The sequence below is a fragment of the Streptococcus hepaticus genome (genome assembly GCF_043656315.1).
GTDB classification, from domain to species: domain Bacteria; phylum Bacillota; class Bacilli; order Lactobacillales; family Streptococcaceae; genus Streptococcus; species Streptococcus hepaticus.
Map to the genome: position 1 here is coordinate 53,484 of NZ_JBINIY010000008.1, position 14,538 is coordinate 68,021.

The 14,538-nt window shown below is 34.3% G+C and carries 18 protein-coding genes and 1 pseudogene; all 19 read right to left on the reverse strand.

All coding sequences use genetic code 11. The features are described from left to right. Positions 1–45 precede the first annotated feature (45 nt). Positions 46–396, reverse strand: a complete 351-nt coding sequence (locus ACHUFA_RS07530; RefSeq protein ID WP_394405327.1) for a DUF771 domain-containing protein — start codon at positions 394–396, stop codon at positions 46–48. A 134-nt stretch (positions 397–530) separates the two neighbouring features. Beyond that, positions 531–794 carry a helix-turn-helix domain-containing protein gene (locus ACHUFA_RS07535; RefSeq protein ID WP_394405328.1) on the reverse strand — a complete coding sequence of 88 codons (264 nt, stop codon included), beginning with the start codon at positions 792–794 and terminating at the stop codon, positions 531–533. A gap of 64 nt (positions 795–858) precedes the next feature. Then, positions 859–1,701, reverse strand: a complete 843-nt coding sequence (locus ACHUFA_RS07540) for an LPXTG cell wall anchor domain-containing protein (protein WP_394405329.1) — start codon at positions 1,699–1,701, stop codon at positions 859–861. Positions 1,702–1,785: 84 nt separating this feature from the next. Then, on the reverse strand, positions 1,786–2,622 hold the full coding sequence (locus ACHUFA_RS07545) for a hypothetical protein (RefSeq protein WP_394405330.1): 837 nt from the start codon (positions 2,620–2,622) through the stop codon (positions 1,786–1,788). Positions 2,623–2,744: 122 nt separating this feature from the next. Next, the gene (locus tag ACHUFA_RS07550; RefSeq protein WP_394405331.1) at positions 2,745–3,332 is read right to left on the reverse strand and encodes a hypothetical protein; all 588 of its coding nucleotides are present in this window, start codon (positions 3,330–3,332) and stop codon (positions 2,745–2,747) included. A gap of 33 nt (positions 3,333–3,365) precedes the next feature. Further along, entirely contained in the window at positions 3,366–4,430 is a 1,065-nt protein-coding gene (locus ACHUFA_RS07555) for a CHAP domain-containing protein (protein WP_394405332.1), read from the reverse strand. A gap of 75 nt (positions 4,431–4,505) precedes the next feature. Then, on the reverse strand, positions 4,506–6,455 hold the full coding sequence (locus tag ACHUFA_RS07560; RefSeq protein WP_394405334.1) for a hypothetical protein: 1,950 nt from the start codon (positions 6,453–6,455) through the stop codon (positions 4,506–4,508). Positions 6,456–6,465: 10 nt separating this feature from the next. Then, a complete protein-coding gene (locus ACHUFA_RS07565) occupies positions 6,466–9,003 on the reverse strand; it encodes an ATP-binding protein (protein ID WP_394405336.1) in 2,538 nt (845 codons plus the stop codon). Continuing rightward, the gene (locus ACHUFA_RS07570; RefSeq protein ID WP_394405338.1) at positions 9,000–9,413 is read right to left on the reverse strand and encodes a TcpE family conjugal transfer membrane protein; all 414 of its coding nucleotides are present in this window, start codon (positions 9,411–9,413) and stop codon (positions 9,000–9,002) included. The genes ACHUFA_RS07565 and ACHUFA_RS07570 overlap by 4 nt, the downstream gene beginning before the upstream one ends. 8 nt (positions 9,414–9,421) lie before the next feature. Next, positions 9,422–9,637 (reverse strand): TcpD family membrane protein, encoded by a 216-nt coding sequence (locus tag ACHUFA_RS07575; RefSeq protein WP_222347494.1) that lies wholly within the window; start codon positions 9,635–9,637, stop codon positions 9,422–9,424. Positions 9,638–9,660: 23 nt separating this feature from the next. Further along, entirely contained in the window at positions 9,661–10,512 is an 852-nt protein-coding gene (locus ACHUFA_RS07580) for a conjugal transfer protein (RefSeq protein WP_394405340.1), read from the reverse strand. 74 nt (positions 10,513–10,586) lie between these two features. Continuing rightward, positions 10,587–11,051, reverse strand: coding sequence for a hypothetical protein (locus ACHUFA_RS07585; RefSeq protein ID WP_222347496.1), 465 nt, complete (start codon positions 11,049–11,051; stop codon positions 10,587–10,589). Positions 11,052–11,090: 39 nt separating this feature from the next. After that, entirely contained in the window at positions 11,091–11,327 is a 237-nt protein-coding gene (locus tag ACHUFA_RS07590; RefSeq protein ID WP_222347497.1) for a hypothetical protein, read from the reverse strand. A 6-nt stretch (positions 11,328–11,333) separates the two neighbouring features. Beyond that, the gene (locus ACHUFA_RS07595; protein ID WP_394405343.1) at positions 11,334–11,822 is read right to left on the reverse strand and encodes an antirestriction protein ArdA; all 489 of its coding nucleotides are present in this window, start codon (positions 11,820–11,822) and stop codon (positions 11,334–11,336) included. Between the two features lie 11 nt (positions 11,823–11,833). Next, complete coding sequence (locus ACHUFA_RS07600; RefSeq protein WP_222347499.1) at positions 11,834–12,121, reverse strand: hypothetical protein; 288 nt, start codon at positions 12,119–12,121, stop codon at positions 11,834–11,836. A 34-nt stretch (positions 12,122–12,155) separates the two neighbouring features. After that, complete coding sequence (locus ACHUFA_RS07605; protein WP_394405345.1) at positions 12,156–12,386, reverse strand: hypothetical protein; 231 nt, start codon at positions 12,384–12,386, stop codon at positions 12,156–12,158. A gap of 14 nt (positions 12,387–12,400) precedes the next feature. Continuing rightward, positions 12,401–12,760 (reverse strand): hypothetical protein, encoded by a 360-nt coding sequence (locus tag ACHUFA_RS07610; RefSeq protein ID WP_394405347.1) that lies wholly within the window; start codon positions 12,758–12,760, stop codon positions 12,401–12,403. 16 nt (positions 12,761–12,776) lie between these two features. After that, positions 12,777–14,015 carry a replication initiation factor domain-containing protein gene (locus ACHUFA_RS07615; protein WP_394405349.1) on the reverse strand — a complete coding sequence of 413 codons (1,239 nt, stop codon included), beginning with the start codon at positions 14,013–14,015 and terminating at the stop codon, positions 12,777–12,779. Positions 14,016–14,173: 158 nt separating this feature from the next. Further along, a pseudogene (locus ACHUFA_RS07620) lies at positions 14,174–14,319 on the reverse strand (putative holin-like toxin). Positions 14,320–14,538: the final 219 nt, after the last annotated feature.

Sequence of the window (14,538 nt, forward strand, 5' to 3'; positions counted from 1 at the left end):
TTCTCCTTTCTATCAAGGAGTTTATCCTCCTTAGTATAACAAAACTTAATCCAGTAGAATAGATGCAAAGTGAGTTTGAAAATATTCTCTTGTTTTGGTAGCTAAAAATCTATATGGTTGTCCTTTAGTTTCAGGATAAACAACAAATCCTTCAGGATTTAATTCTATATCTATTTCTTGCTTCCATTTTGGATTCAATAAAATCGTATTTACCAATTTAGACTTACTCATTCCCAACAAATCAACCACTTTATCAATCGTCCACCATTGACCTCTCTCATTTTGATTCAACAATTCTACATACTCAATTTTTGAAATTAAAATCAAATCTTCAGGAATTGGAACTTCAATATTAAATACTTGTCTATTTTGCTTCTTGTCTAATAACTCACTCATTCTATATCCTCCCACTAAAAACATTCGGTTTTTAACCCTTCATCAGCAAACTGAAGATGAAACTATGTTCGGCTTTTAGCCCAAAAAATAATTCCAAGAATGCATGTTTTCGTTCGTAATTTTAACCCCTTATCTTACTTCTTCACCTTATAACCTAACAATTCATCCGTTGTTACGTAAAATATTTCTGCTAATTTGATAAGATTGTCAAAATTGGGCTCTCTGTTACCTTTTTCCCAGTTAGCATATGAGCCTTGAAATACTCCTAAAATATCAGCAACCTCTTGCTGAGTGAGACCTCTTTCAAGTCTTTTTTGTTTTAAGTTTTCGTTGAATAGCATGCACCCTCCTTTTTGTTTTCTTAGTTTCTTTAGACGTTCGCCAAAAGTATTATCCATTTTTTACCTCTTTTTAATTAAAAACAAAGCACCTACCATCATTGGCAAGTGCTTTTCAATAACCCTATTTTTTGAACTTCTTGAACCATTCTTTGATTTGAACTCCAAATTTCCAATAACCCAAGAAGCCAAGAATGACTACTCCAAGCGCTAACATCATTCCTGATTCCTTTTCACCAGTGTGAGGAAGAGTTTTCATTTTCCCTTCTTTATCTTGCACCTTAATCGTACCATCAGCCTGTAATTGACCACCAACCGTTTCAGCCTTTTGTAATTGAGTAGAACCATCTACCTTTTGAACCAATACTTCACCATTTTGCGTTCCGACAATCGTATCACCTGTTTTTGTCTCAACTGGTGTAATGATTGGATTCGTAATAACTGGTTCTTCTTTAGGTTTAGTATCTGATTGTTTTACTGGCTCACCAGCCACATCAGCTTTCTTTTCTTCCTTTTTTAGTTTATCATCTTGTTTAGGTTCTGTAACAATTCCTGCTGAACTATTGTCAATAGATGGTACTGTATTTCCTTTATCGCCCAGATTGTCAGTTGAAGGCTCTACGGATGATTCAGTAGATGGCTTAGCAACATCTACAGTATTCACCAACTCCGAATTATTATTATCAGTAGACGGTACTGTATTAGCACTGTCTCCCAAATTATTCCCACCTGAATCAACTGTAGATGGTGCAGGTGTATCATCTGTATTTACCAAATCCGAATTATTATTATCAGTAGACGGTACTGTATTCGTATTATCCCCTAAATTGTTTCCACCTGAATCAACTGTAGAAGAAGCCACAGCTTCCGTACTTGTATCCACCAATTCATCTGCAAATGCAGCACTTGATACAGATAAAACCATTCCTGATACCAACATTAAACTTAAAACTTTTCTTTTATTCATTTTGTTTTTTTCCTTTCCTTGTTAATTATAAAAATAAAAACAAGCCAGTTCTGACTTGTATATGAGACTATCTTCCTAATCATTTCATATATTAATCATTTTTAATTTGTACGACTTAACAGATTCCTCATTTACATAAACTTTAATGCTCCCTAATTCTTTGAAATCTTTATAACTAATTTTTTCTATAGGAATGATTATTCCTAACTCAATAGCCTGTTTGATATCTAAATTATAATCTTCAAAATTCATCTTTACTTCTTTATACAAAATATATTGCTTGAAAATATCATGCAAAACACTATATTTCTCTACATCATTGAACATATTTTGTACAAAAAATTCTTTCACATACTTATTTAAAAAGAAATAAAAATAGATAGAAGAATATACGGTAAGTAAAACGATAAAGATAATTATATTCAAATACATTACTGATAGCTTATTTGAATAAATCCAGAAATATACAATACACAACTGTACTAAAATATCAAAAGAGAGGATAAACAGAACTGATAGTTTAAAATCTGAATATTTAACCGTAAATCGTAACGTTTCATTCTCTTTGATTTTTATTTCAATTATATCAGCAGTTTTATTCACATAAATAACACATAAATCATATAAAAATTTATTAGATAACCATTTAAACGACAACATTATAATAACAAATAGGAATATCTGACTAAAAACAACACTCCAAAAATTAACTTCATATGAAAATCTAAGTAACGTTCCATTTTCAGCGCTAAAAAAAAGACTAATAAAACCTAATATCCCTAAAGCTCTATCATTGTATAGAATCTCTTGAAATAAGATTAAAGACGATGAAACTAAATAAATCAATAAAACTAGCCCCAGTCTTCTATAAATTTTATTCTGCGAAAGCGAAAGAAATAATTGAATTACTCCATCTATCATTATAAAAATTCCTACTATCAATATTATTTTCAATAACATTATAACATTGTTCCCTCCTACTTTCTCACTACATAAGAAAAATAAAAAAACAAGCCATTTCTGACTTGTTTCTTACAAAATAATTATCTATCATATTCTGACAGTTCATTTCTGATTTTAGCTAATATTCTTTGAATTTCTTCAGTATCACGATATTCTTCAAATTCAGATAGCTTTCGGTCAAACCTATCAATCACATTAAGAAGTTTCTTCCCACCACTATTATTTTTGGTTTGCGTTAGTTCTTGATTCTGAACCTTTAAAATAGCATTTTCTTCATTCAACTTCGCATTTTGTAAAACAACTTCTTTCATCATATCCATTGTTTCCAATATCTCTTTTGCACGAGAACTATTTTCATATAGTTTTTCACGTGCCATTTTTTCATATCTCATCTCATTAGAGATATATTCTGTATCTTTTTTAATAGAATCATGTTCTTTTGATAACGAAGTGTGCTCTTTTGATAATGAAGCGTGCTCTTTTGATAATGAAGCGTGCTCTTTTGACAACGAATCATATTTATGGTCTATGTTGTCCGTAATAGATTTTGTATCTCTACCGATTTTTTGTACAGAAGCTATAATACTAGCAATCGCACCAATAAACGCAGTAACTCCACCAACCAAACTTACTATTGTAACAATATCCATAATAGAATATTCTCCCATTTTTTCTCCTTTCTATTCTATCATATTATATTCCTATTTCCTAATTGCATAGCTAAAATTCGCCTGATGAGTAGTTACTTGAAAATGAACCTGTGATTGGTTTCCTGCATAATTACACTCGCTAAGTAAAAATGAGCCATCTTCATTTACGTGCTCAATAAACGCTACATGACCGTATTCACCATATGCCATGGATACTACAGCTCCAGCTACTGGTCTATCAATTCGTTTCCAACCTCTAGCCATCAGACTTCCAACCCAATCTTGACCATTACCAAGATAACCATAACCATCAGCTTCTGTTATCATTCCGATTTCGGTTAATCGGTTATAAACATACCAAGTACATTGACCAACAGGATAACCACTGCCTGCTTGTGTCGTCATTGCTCTTTGTGTCGGTTGATTATATTTCAATTTGCCTGTATATTCTACTGGAAAATCCCAAGAAGATGCTATTGTACCGCTACCAAGGGCAAATTCGCCTGTAGTAGTTTTTGGTGGTTTAGGAGTTCCACCATGTGCATCAATATAGGAATCCATACGTTCCATCACTTCAGCACGTTTTTTCCCCGAACCACTCGTATCAGTAAAATAGACGCCACCTTGTAGCGTTACATTTAACAAACCAAGTGAATGCAATTTTGCTTTTTCATCTTGAATCTTAAAAGTAGTATTCTTATTTTGAATAATCGTAACAGTCGTTAAACCAGTCACCGCAGATTCATCATTAAAATTGGTCGCATGGTCAGGATTTGAATCATAAGCACCATAACCAAACATATTGGCTCCTGCCTTAGTTGCTACACCAGCAGTACCCAAAGAAGATTCCATGATGGCTATTGCTACAATAGCACGTACATCTAAGCCAGATGATTTTTCCCACGTCAACAACAATTTACCATTGATACGTGACTTATCATAATTGATACCAGTAGTCGCTAAATAACCATCTATCTGTTCAGCAGTAATACCATACCTATGAGCCAGTAAATTATGAGTATATGGGTCATCAGTTGTCCAATGTTCCACATACTCAATACCATCTACCGTTTCTGATGAACGACTGACAGAAGATAAATTAGAAGCAAACAACAAGAATATACAAAATAGAAAAATTGTTAGAAAAAATCCACTAAATGAAAGTAAAAGTGACTTAATGATTTTTTTCATTTATTTTCTCCTAAATTTTGGCTTCTTATCTTCCTTAATCACAAATGGATTCAATGAATCTTGGCCTTTTTCATCTTTGACAATAATAGAATCCTGACGATCAGGTCTAATTGATTTTACTGGCTCAACTGACTTATTAACCTTAACTTTTCCACTTTTTAGAGTAGGCTTAATAGATTTACGTTTTTCACGATTTAATTTTAATCGTTGCTTCGTTTCCAAATTATGCTTCCGTTGGCGGAATCCTAACGATTTTTCCGCATTTTCCTTGGCAAGCTTCATATTCCTATTTGCTTTTGTTTTGACATTCTTATAAGTCAAACTTGACTTATTCTTCACTCCTTCAGCACGAATATTTCTGAACGTTCCAGCAGTCTTGTGTCCAACAGATTTCATCTTCCGACCAACATCTTTAACCCCTTCTTTATAAAGATTAGTCTTACTCTCCTTATCTGCCAATGGTTTAAAATGACGAACTTTATTCCCTAGTGCAGAACCAACTTTTCGACCAGCAATAACAGTCGCTCCTCTGCCAAATTGATTTGCAACGGTACTAGCCTGCTTCATACGACCAACTGCCTTTTGAGAAGCCTTGCGTGTCATATTTCTACCTGCTCTATCAATCCTTCTTGTCACGTTATTTGATAATCGTGTCATTCTGTTACCTGTAAAAATACCAGCTAAGGCATCACGTTTCTTATATGTCAAGAAAATCACGACACATTTCAAAAACGCTACAATTAAAGGATTGCCTACAAATAGACCATTTAAAACCGTTGTCAAAATATCATAGACCCATAATACAAAGATAGCAACAACCTGTAACAGTCCTGATATTACAAGATAGCCACCCATTTTCTTATAGAAGTTATACATGATATTTTCAAATGATGGAATCATCCCTAAAATTGCAATGAATCCACCTAACATGAGTAATGCCAATACAATCAACTTCAAGCTGAAAGCAGTAATGGAGATACCTGCAAGAATCGCACCTAATACTAAAGCATCAAACAGTGAGGTAATCGCATAAGTAAATTTCTTCCCCCAAGAAGCTGAAAGCATTGGTTTTTTCAAATTTTCAGGTTCACCGACAACAACTCCTATCTTTTCCTTACCTTCAACTTCAAAATCATTATTCCCTGAATCATAGTCTAACAAAGACTTGAATTGGGAATCTGTTAAGTCGAAATCAACCCCACTACCATCATTTCTCAGTCTATAGGTTGAGTTCATATACTGATATGGTGTCCATACGGCAACTTCAAAATATTTATCCAAAACCGCTGCTGAAGAATTGCTTACATTTCCTGCCAATTTAGAATTATTTTGAGAACCTTCATTGTACAACTTATTCATACTAGCTAAAGACTTGGTAGAGACTTCGCTTACAACTGTATTAATGCCATCATAGATATGACGTAGGGCATATTTTCCCTTGTAAGTAGAAAACATAGCGATTGAGCAAGCAAACACGAGGAATATCCTCAATAAGGTTGCTCCAAATTTTCCATTTTTTACAAAGAAAATATAAGCTAACCAAAGACCCATCAATGTTCCTGCCATGCCTGCAAAGTTAGTATACAGTCCTTTGTAGACACCAGCCCCTACCGCTAAGGCAGTATCAACATAGTTATCTAAATCTTCATTATTTGCCAAAATCCCATAAATCGAACCAGCAACATATACTATCGTCTTAGAAATCCAAAAGATACCTTGTACAAAGGAATTGATTAGATAGATAGTTGTACCATCTAACCCAAGAAAACCCTTATTAACCCAAACTTTACTTGTAAATCGGTCTAAATACTCCATGCCTTCTTCAAAAGTAATCTTATTTTTAAATACTTCAGAAGCTTTCATCTTTTCATCCGCAAAAATCGTAAGAGGAGAGAATACCAACAATAAATTGAAAAACGTGAACCGTATTTTCATCCACCTTTTCTTCATTTTCTCCCTCCTAACTGACCGACTTAAGTTTAGTTTCTACTGTATCAAACAATTCAATAATATCAGCCTCCATACCATCAACTGTAATTCGTTCCTTTCGACCAAAGGTATCATAGAAAATACATTGAGCCATAGTCATGTTTGACAACCATTCTCGTGTTTCATCTGTCTTAGTCACCTTCAAATAATCAAGGACTTCATCAATTTCAGTTTTTTCCAAGAACGCAAAAACAGTACCGAATCCTGTTGAATCTTCGTTACTTTCCAAATCCTTGACTGATTGAGTAATATAGACCATAAAATTATTGAAGGAACGACCAATCCGTTTCAATTCCTTCAGAATTGTTTTTCCTACTGCTGTAGAATTGAAGAACCACGCTTCATCAAAGAATAGGATAGTTTCTTCAGTCCTATCCATCTCTCCAAACCGTTTACAGAAATAACCAAGTGCATACATGACTGTCAAGGACTTTTTCTGACTCTTTGTCAATTCTTGAACTGAATTATCTACTTTTGGCAAATCAAGTCCAGTAATTTCCAATACCGTAACTTTGTTATCCAGTTGAATCGATTCATTTTGACCATCAGAGAAACACAAGGAAAGAATCGAATTTTTCACAATTCGTTCTAGCAATTTACCTGCATTGACAACTTCCTTCTCTACACTTTCTTGCATCTTAGAAAAGACATGGTTCATACCAACCTTCTTTCCTTCAGCACGTTCTTTTAGAACTGTCTCTATAGCTTCCAAATAGCCTGCTTGAACCAATGGATTGTTATCCTTACCAAGCAAGGAATCAATCATAGAATCTGCCAAATCAGTAGCTTCTTGTCCTTTCAAGAATACGATTGGGTCTAATGCTCCATAGTTTTCAGGATTTTTCGCATCTAACGTGACAAACTTAATACCTTCAATATACCGTTGTAACGGTACATTCGTTCCTGCCTTCTTATGTTTTTCCAACACTTTGTGATACTGCTTTCGCATTTCAGCTTTAGGGTCAATGTATAAAATTTTCGTTTTCAAAAAACTATGACAAGTGAATAATAACTTCGTCAAAAAGGATTTACCAGTCCCAGTTTCACCAATGATGGCTACGTGGGGATTGCTTGTTACTTTGCCAGCAACTTTCAACTTGTTAGCCTGCAACAGATTCACATATACAGGATTGGTACTAGACGCAATTGCGTCTTTAAAATTCCCTTGCCAACTAGCCATTTGATTATCCACACGACCAATATAGAAGCCTACATCCGTTCCAACCTTTCGATTGATAAAGAACAGATTTTCTACGAAAGCTTTCAATGTCATTGTTTGCAAGAAATTCTTATCGCTATTTTCTAACACTTCACCAATCATATTTTTATAGAATAAATACAACTGGTCAGCATTCGCACGAACAACTTCCACATTCAAAGACTTCAATCGAGAAAACAGAATTTCATATTTGTTCTTCAATTCATCAATCGTAGAAGCAGTAATCACATTCGTATGAATGTAATTGACCATTGCTTCACCTTCATCAATCTGCTCCTGAACATCTTCCAAAAGAAAAAGACTTCGTAAAACCGAGCCTTTTTGAACAGAACCACTTTCATCCGATTCTTCAACCGTGTTTTTCAACCGTAACCTTGCACGTTTCGCACGGTCAAGAACCGAGTTGAATTTTTTCAAATTTGAAAAATTGAACAAGTAGTCCGACTCTACTGGAAAACCAATATTTTGAATTTCTTCTTCTAGATGCAAATAAGACATATTTTGAGGAAGCTTTTCTACTGGGATAAATGCTAGATAGCGTTCTTCATTCAAATTGCTCAATTTCATGATATTGACATTTTCAAATTCAATATTCACTTCATCTAGATTTTCAATGGAAGTTTGAACAAATTCAATTTCAAAGTTCTTATCGTACTTCATGCCACGTAAATACTGATGCCGATTGATAAAATACGTTTCATCAGTAGACAATGGCTTTGCATCCAAACTATGCAACGTATTTTCTAAGACTTCTAACTGAACTTTGTATTTTTCATTCCAATTTTCAGGAACAGCTTCATCCAAACCAACAAGAGACAAAGCAGTATTTCTAACACTACGATAGCCTTCATAGAGAACTGATTTTAGGTCAACTGACACATGGATAGATTTTAATGGAACAATCATAAAATACAACTGTTCATATACTTCCACCATACTTTCTTCCAAATAAACAAGTTGGCTTTGCAAAAAATCTTCCGCAAGGTCTGCAACACTACTTTCCCAGTCAATATCCAACGACAACTTTTTAAACATATCATACAATTCCTGATTGACAGGAACTCTACGTATTGCACAATCACCATACGAAACTAGACCATCTAATGTGACATATTCTAATTCCTTTAGGGCTTCTTTTGCTTCAAAATCTACAGAATTGATAATCTTAGAAGGGATTCGATACATGGCAAAAACACTACCATCCTTCTTCAAAATTAAATTCCCTTTAATATCCCAAATATTCCCCATTCGGACTTGATTATCAATTCCAAGATACTTTGTGATACTCATTTTTTCACCTTTTTAATTCTGATTTGATTTTTTGGTTTAACATAGATTTGACCTTTGTTAATGTAGACCTTTCCTGCGTTTATCCCATGTACAAGATAAAAGGACAGATAATCTCTTACATAAGGCAAAATTGCCTTACCATCAATGACCAGTCCATTTACAAAAATAGTTAACTGCAACGAAAAGAATACCGATAGCACTCCACGCAGACCCATTGAAAAGAACCCAACCAGCGCTTCTAGCAAAAACCAAAACAAACCAAAAAACAGGAAGAAGTAAACAAAAGCCGACAACCGAATAGGATTCGTAAACGAAAATCGTTCTGTAATTTTCTGAACCCATACAGGCTGACTAAGTGCTTCCTTATATGAATACAACTTCTTATCTACTCTTTTTCCTGCTTCACTCATTTTTTCACCTATTTTCCGAAGAATTTACCAATAATTGAAGAACCCCAATTCAGCACAGTTTCAGGATTTTTCACAAAATAGTAGGCAAATGCACCAATCGCAATCGCTCCAATCGCTTTACCAATTTTCTGTTCACGTACAGATTCAATAGCCTTCCAGCTCGCAAAGCCAACGATACACCAAACTCCAATATCACTAACAAACCAATTCCAAATGTTCTGCATAAATTTTTACCTCATTATCTTTCTCATTTTGCAAAGTCTGATGGAATCTTATATTCCAATTTATTGACAAAGAAAGTTCCATCTTCTTTCTCTGTAATATCAAATGTGAAGTTTTCACTATGTGTTGTTCCAGCAATCGCAAATGTAGCCTGTACATATGCTTTCACTTGAACCTTACTAATCTTAAAGTAGGTATAGTCAAGTGACTTAAATTCTGCTCCGTTAATAGTTCTCACACCCTTAGAAACAATATCAAGATTTTCTTGACTTGTAGTGTAGTTCGTAAAGAAGAGCTTCAAAAAGTCCTCTAAAGTCTTTCTGTCCTCTTCCGACACATCATCACTAGCTGATAATGATAAGGCTTCTTTCTTATCCACTTCTTCAGCTTTGAAATTCACTACTGCTTGATAGTATGGCAAGCCTGATACATAATACTTACCTTCTTTACCACCATAAGGAACACCGAACAACACCGTCAATTTCTGACCTTCTGTTTCATAGGTCACACGATATTTTGCTTCCGTTTCAGAAATCTGTTCCAAGCGGTAAGATACCAGCTTAGTATCTACTTTTACTTGACCTTGATTTTTTGTTTCAGGAACAAAATTATAAAACTTATTCAATTTCTCATTGTAAGAATCAATATCTTTCACAGAGAAATTGAAATATGCTGAAATATAATTTTCAATGAAAACTTGCAGGCGATTATCAACGGTATCTGTCTTTTTTACAACCGTTTCGACTTTCGCTTGCTTACCACTATCTGTAGTATTTCTTGCAAAACTACTAACAACCGTCAATCCACAAAGTGTCATAAACACAACTGTTCCAATCGCAAAATAGCGATTCATCTTTTTTTGGTCAATGACTTTCATTTCATGAATATATTTTTTCTTTCGCTTCTTCAGGAAAGAAATTTTGTTTTCCTTAGACATTATTCACCTTTCTATCAGACCAATCGGCTATAGAAGCCTTTTGGTGTTTGTAACATCTCCTTCTCTTCTACTAAGGAAGAAACTAGGTCATTTATGAAAGATTTGGTACGACTTCTTGTCAACTCGTTTCTAAGCAACATTGCCAATAGACTTTCTTCTGTATTCCCTTCATATTTGAACAACTCAAATATGCAATCATCCAAAGTATATTTAGGAGATTTAAGCATATAGACCAAGACCGATTCATCCCCGTCATACCCTTTCTCCAACACTACCTTTAATAAGTACGCATCACGCAAGGGCATAGTCCGAACGACTTCCCAATCCACAAATTCTACAACACTCAATTCAGCATCATAGGAATATCCATAGTCAACCAATCGCTCACGAATTGCATTTTCATCAAATTTCAACAAGTCAACTGGTTTCGGTAAGGTATATCCTTGACCTTTTTCATACAATCTTATTTTTGCCTGCATTATACACCTATCAAAAAAAGGAGGGCGAACCCTCCACGCTTATCTTACTTCTAACAAAGCATTATGCAATGACACCATATTTGCTAAATTCGCAACGTGACCTGTCTTTTTCAGAGCATCATAATAGGAATAATCAAAAATTTCATAATTCCCATATCCAATGTATTTCACCCCTAAAATACGCAATCTATCCTTATACAAATCATCTATAGATAGTCTACTTTCTCCAGACATCAATCTTACATAACGCTTATTTTTTACATCAAATTGTTCCATATTTCTTTAATTGATACTTAAATAGCCATAATCTGTAAAACCACCTTGATTTTCAATATCAATATCACGACCGTAAGATTCACAATCAAAATATTGTTCAAGTGTATCTTTACTTAGATTCTCAAAACCAGATTCTTCAATCCAATATTCCCCAAGTTCCCTATGAGTATTAACATCATAAAAAAGAGAACAATCATCAAAATTAAAATCTTCCCTAACAAAATCATAGGCTTTGTAACCCATAACTTCTGACACTGCTTTTACAAGATTTGCTTCCACATCTTCAGTCAATTCCGCAAAATCATTCACTACATCAAAAGAAGGACTAATGCCTAAAATATCAGGTAGACTTGATTCAGTAATTACTAACTCACATTTCGCTTCCGTATTTAAACCCAAACGTTCCAAAACGTTTTCTTCTGAAATCGGAAAGTCAAAGCCTGCTTGTTTACCTGAAACCAAATCTCGCACAACTGCATAAATTTCTAATGACATATTAGCCTCCTTTACAATGCACTCAAAATATTCTTGCCTTTGGCAACCAATGCACCTTCAGCCTTACGTAATTCACCTGACCAAAAGAAATATTTACGAAGATTTTCTTGAATGACATGAATTCCTTCTTTTTCCTTTTCCGCATCCGTCAATTCCTTGACTTCTTCAGTTTTTAGCAATGTATTCAAACGACCACCTGATTCAAAGGCTTCATCCCAACGGCGATTCTGTAAATGTTCCCCAAATTCTTGGGCTACTGATTTTACTGCTTTAATTGTTGCTTTCTTTTCTTCATTCATTTTTAATTCCTACTTTCTTTTTACAACTACTTTTTTACAAATTTTCCATAAATTGATTAAAGGCAAACATATCATCTTCAATATCAAATGCTGAATCTTTATCAATGTAGCCTTCATCTACTGCTTCTTCTAACTTCTTATGCATGATTTGACAAACTTCACTATAAGTCAAGTCATTATCAAGATATTCGCCTTCTGAATCTAATGTGTAAAATCTACATTCATCAGAACGAGCATAGTCACGACCAACTAAAATAATTTCCATTCGTTTACTCCTCGCTATCGGTATTCCCTTAGTCTTGGCAATAACCTATATTCATTGATAAGTGAAATCATACAGGCACATTGCATTTCTAGGTTTTCCGATTTCAATTCTTCAATTAAACTTTTTCGCTTATTTTGAGACAACAAAAAAAGAGCATTTTGATACTCTTTTACTAAATTCTTATGTTTTTTTCTGATATTTTCATCTGACCGATAAACGGACGAAACCATTTTTGACTGCATCAGACTAATATCTCTTCTTAATTGTACATATTCATCACCCCTTTTTATTTCAGGCATATAAAAGTAACTATCAGGCAACTTCGATACCACATCTTCAATAATCAAAGGCATAACTTGTAATCGTTGTGCCAAATAACTTTCAATTTCCTTAACAGTAGACCGCATCATAATCACGCTTACTGCTAATCAACGAATCTAAAATTTTTCGTGATTTTTCTGTAATTTCTCCTGACTGCATTATCATTTTGATATAAGCTGTATTCAATATCTTATCCGCTTCATCAATAAGCGCTAAGCTATCTGACACTTGATAGACCAGCCACTTAACCGTATCTTCAATATTATACGGTTCAGGTTTGATAGATAATTTCAATGGTTCAACACCACCAAAAAGCCGTTGCCATTTTTCATCAGGTAAATATGCTCCATAAGCATTAGTTCCATCAAAGACTTCCAAACGACTATTTATCAAGCCACGTGCAATCTCAGCTAAATCAACTCCATTTACAAACTCTTCAACAACCGCTTGTGATTTTTCATCGGACAAGCGTATCTCATACCGATTCCATACTCCGAAAACGCCCAAAGATTCCGAAACCGATATTTTTTCTTTACGAGCCAATTCATAACGTTTCTCATAAAAGTTAAAATACATACTTGATTGACGACTACCAAAATAGATTGACAAACCTTGATTTTCACTTCCATCCAAGCGCCCACCATCAACACTATTCCAGCTTCGCATCTTTTCGTAATACAATTCTTTAGAATACAACTTTACAATCAAATCTGAAAGGTTAATTTGTTCATTTTCATTGCCAATTCCACGATACAGTTCATCCATTGCAATATCCAAGCGTCTAACCTGCATATCTTGCCGTTCATAAACCATCTTCTGCAATAACTCAGCCCACGTGATACCATCACGCTCCAAAATCAATTCCATCTGACGACAACCTGCTCCAGATAATTGAATTGTAATCTGATAATTATCTGTCAATGTTTTATCTGCATAGTCAAATATCCAAATATCACCACGTTTCCACAAGTGAGTATACATCATCAATTTTGTTTCTTCACTAGTGAAATCAGATAAAGGACAATATAAATATTCAGTAGTGAAATAGTCAAGGTCACGTACATCCTTAAACGTAATTCTCAGATAGTCAATCAGTATTTCCAGTCTTTCTGATTCATGATTCGAATATCCAAGCTTACTTTTTATATCAAGGAACTTTTCAACCGTCAACATCCGTCTATTCGATTCATAAGATTTAATTGCATCAACAGAAACCCCAACCATCTCTGCAAATACTTTTTGTCTGACCCTAATTTTATCTTTTCGTAACTTTTTCAAATACTTACCGTCTACTATTCTACTTTTCATCTATTCCTCACAATTTCTTTGACTAAGTTTTCACATTAAGATATAATAGAAATAGAAAAAAGGGCAGTTGCGGAAACAACTACCCCTTGCAGAACCGTTTAAGACGGTGGCAAAATAACTGTTAAAAAATAACCGTTAACCTACCAAAGTTGAGACGGTTATTTTTTATTGCTCATTTTTACGATAACAACCATCAAACCAATGAGTGATAGTAAAAAACTACCAAACCCAAGCATGAGTTGTATTGTCTCGTAAACCGACAACACTTGCTCCTTTCTCTTTGGATTTTAGCACCTACTTTCATAAGCACCACCACCTTTCAGAAATAAGAGCCACCGTCTTAACTTTTCTGTACTTTGATTATATCACATCTTAATAATATCTAAAAACAATTATTTCAAACCAAAATTTCAAATTTTAATCTTGGTGTACGCTTTTTCAGCAAAAAGTGTACAGGTTCAAAAACTCCGAACTCCGCTACCTGCCAAGCTTTGAGGGTGGTCGTCGCCTAGCTTTTAGCTAT

Coding starts and splice junctions, on each gene's coding strand:
- ACHUFA_RS07585 (WP_222347496.1), bottom strand. CDS start 11,051: ATGCAGGCAAAAATAAGATTGTATGAAAAAGGTCAAGGATATACCTTA.
- ACHUFA_RS07605 (WP_394405345.1), bottom strand. CDS start 12,386: ATGGAAATTATTTTAGTTGGTCGTGACTATGCTCGTTCTGATGAATGT.
- ACHUFA_RS07570 (WP_394405338.1), bottom strand. CDS start 9,413: ATGAGTGAAGCAGGAAAAAGAGTAGATAAGAAGTTGTATTCATATAAG.
- ACHUFA_RS07530 (WP_394405327.1), bottom strand. CDS start 396: ATGAGTGAGTTATTAGACAAGAAGCAAAATAGACAAGTATTTAATATT.
- ACHUFA_RS07590 (WP_222347497.1), bottom strand. CDS start 11,327: ATGGAACAATTTGATGTAAAAAATAAGCGTTATGTAAGATTGATGTCT.
- ACHUFA_RS07560 (WP_394405334.1), bottom strand. CDS start 6,455: ATGAAGAAAAGGTGGATGAAAATACGGTTCACGTTTTTCAATTTATTG.
- ACHUFA_RS07595 (WP_394405343.1), bottom strand. CDS start 11,822: ATGTCATTAGAAATTTATGCAGTTGTGCGAGATTTGGTTTCAGGTAAA.
- ACHUFA_RS07600 (WP_222347499.1), bottom strand. CDS start 12,121: ATGAATGAAGAAAAGAAAGCAACAATTAAAGCAGTAAAATCAGTAGCC.
- ACHUFA_RS07580 (WP_394405340.1), bottom strand. CDS start 10,512: ATGAAAGTCATTGACCAAAAAAAGATGAATCGCTATTTTGCGATTGGA.
- ACHUFA_RS07545 (WP_394405330.1), bottom strand. CDS start 2,622: ATGATAGATGGAGTAATTCAATTATTTCTTTCGCTTTCGCAGAATAAA.
- ACHUFA_RS07575 (WP_222347494.1), bottom strand. CDS start 9,637: ATGCAGAACATTTGGAATTGGTTTGTTAGTGATATTGGAGTTTGGTGT.
- ACHUFA_RS07535 (WP_394405328.1), bottom strand. CDS start 794: ATGGATAATACTTTTGGCGAACGTCTAAAGAAACTAAGAAAACAAAAA.
- ACHUFA_RS07540 (WP_394405329.1), bottom strand. CDS start 1,701: ATGAATAAAAGAAAAGTTTTAAGTTTAATGTTGGTATCAGGAATGGTT.
- ACHUFA_RS07550 (WP_394405331.1), bottom strand. CDS start 3,332: ATGGGAGAATATTCTATTATGGATATTGTTACAATAGTAAGTTTGGTT.
- ACHUFA_RS07565 (WP_394405336.1), bottom strand. CDS start 9,003: ATGAGTATCACAAAGTATCTTGGAATTGATAATCAAGTCCGAATGGGG.
- ACHUFA_RS07615 (WP_394405349.1), bottom strand. CDS start 14,015: ATGAAAAGTAGAATAGTAGACGGTAAGTATTTGAAAAAGTTACGAAAA.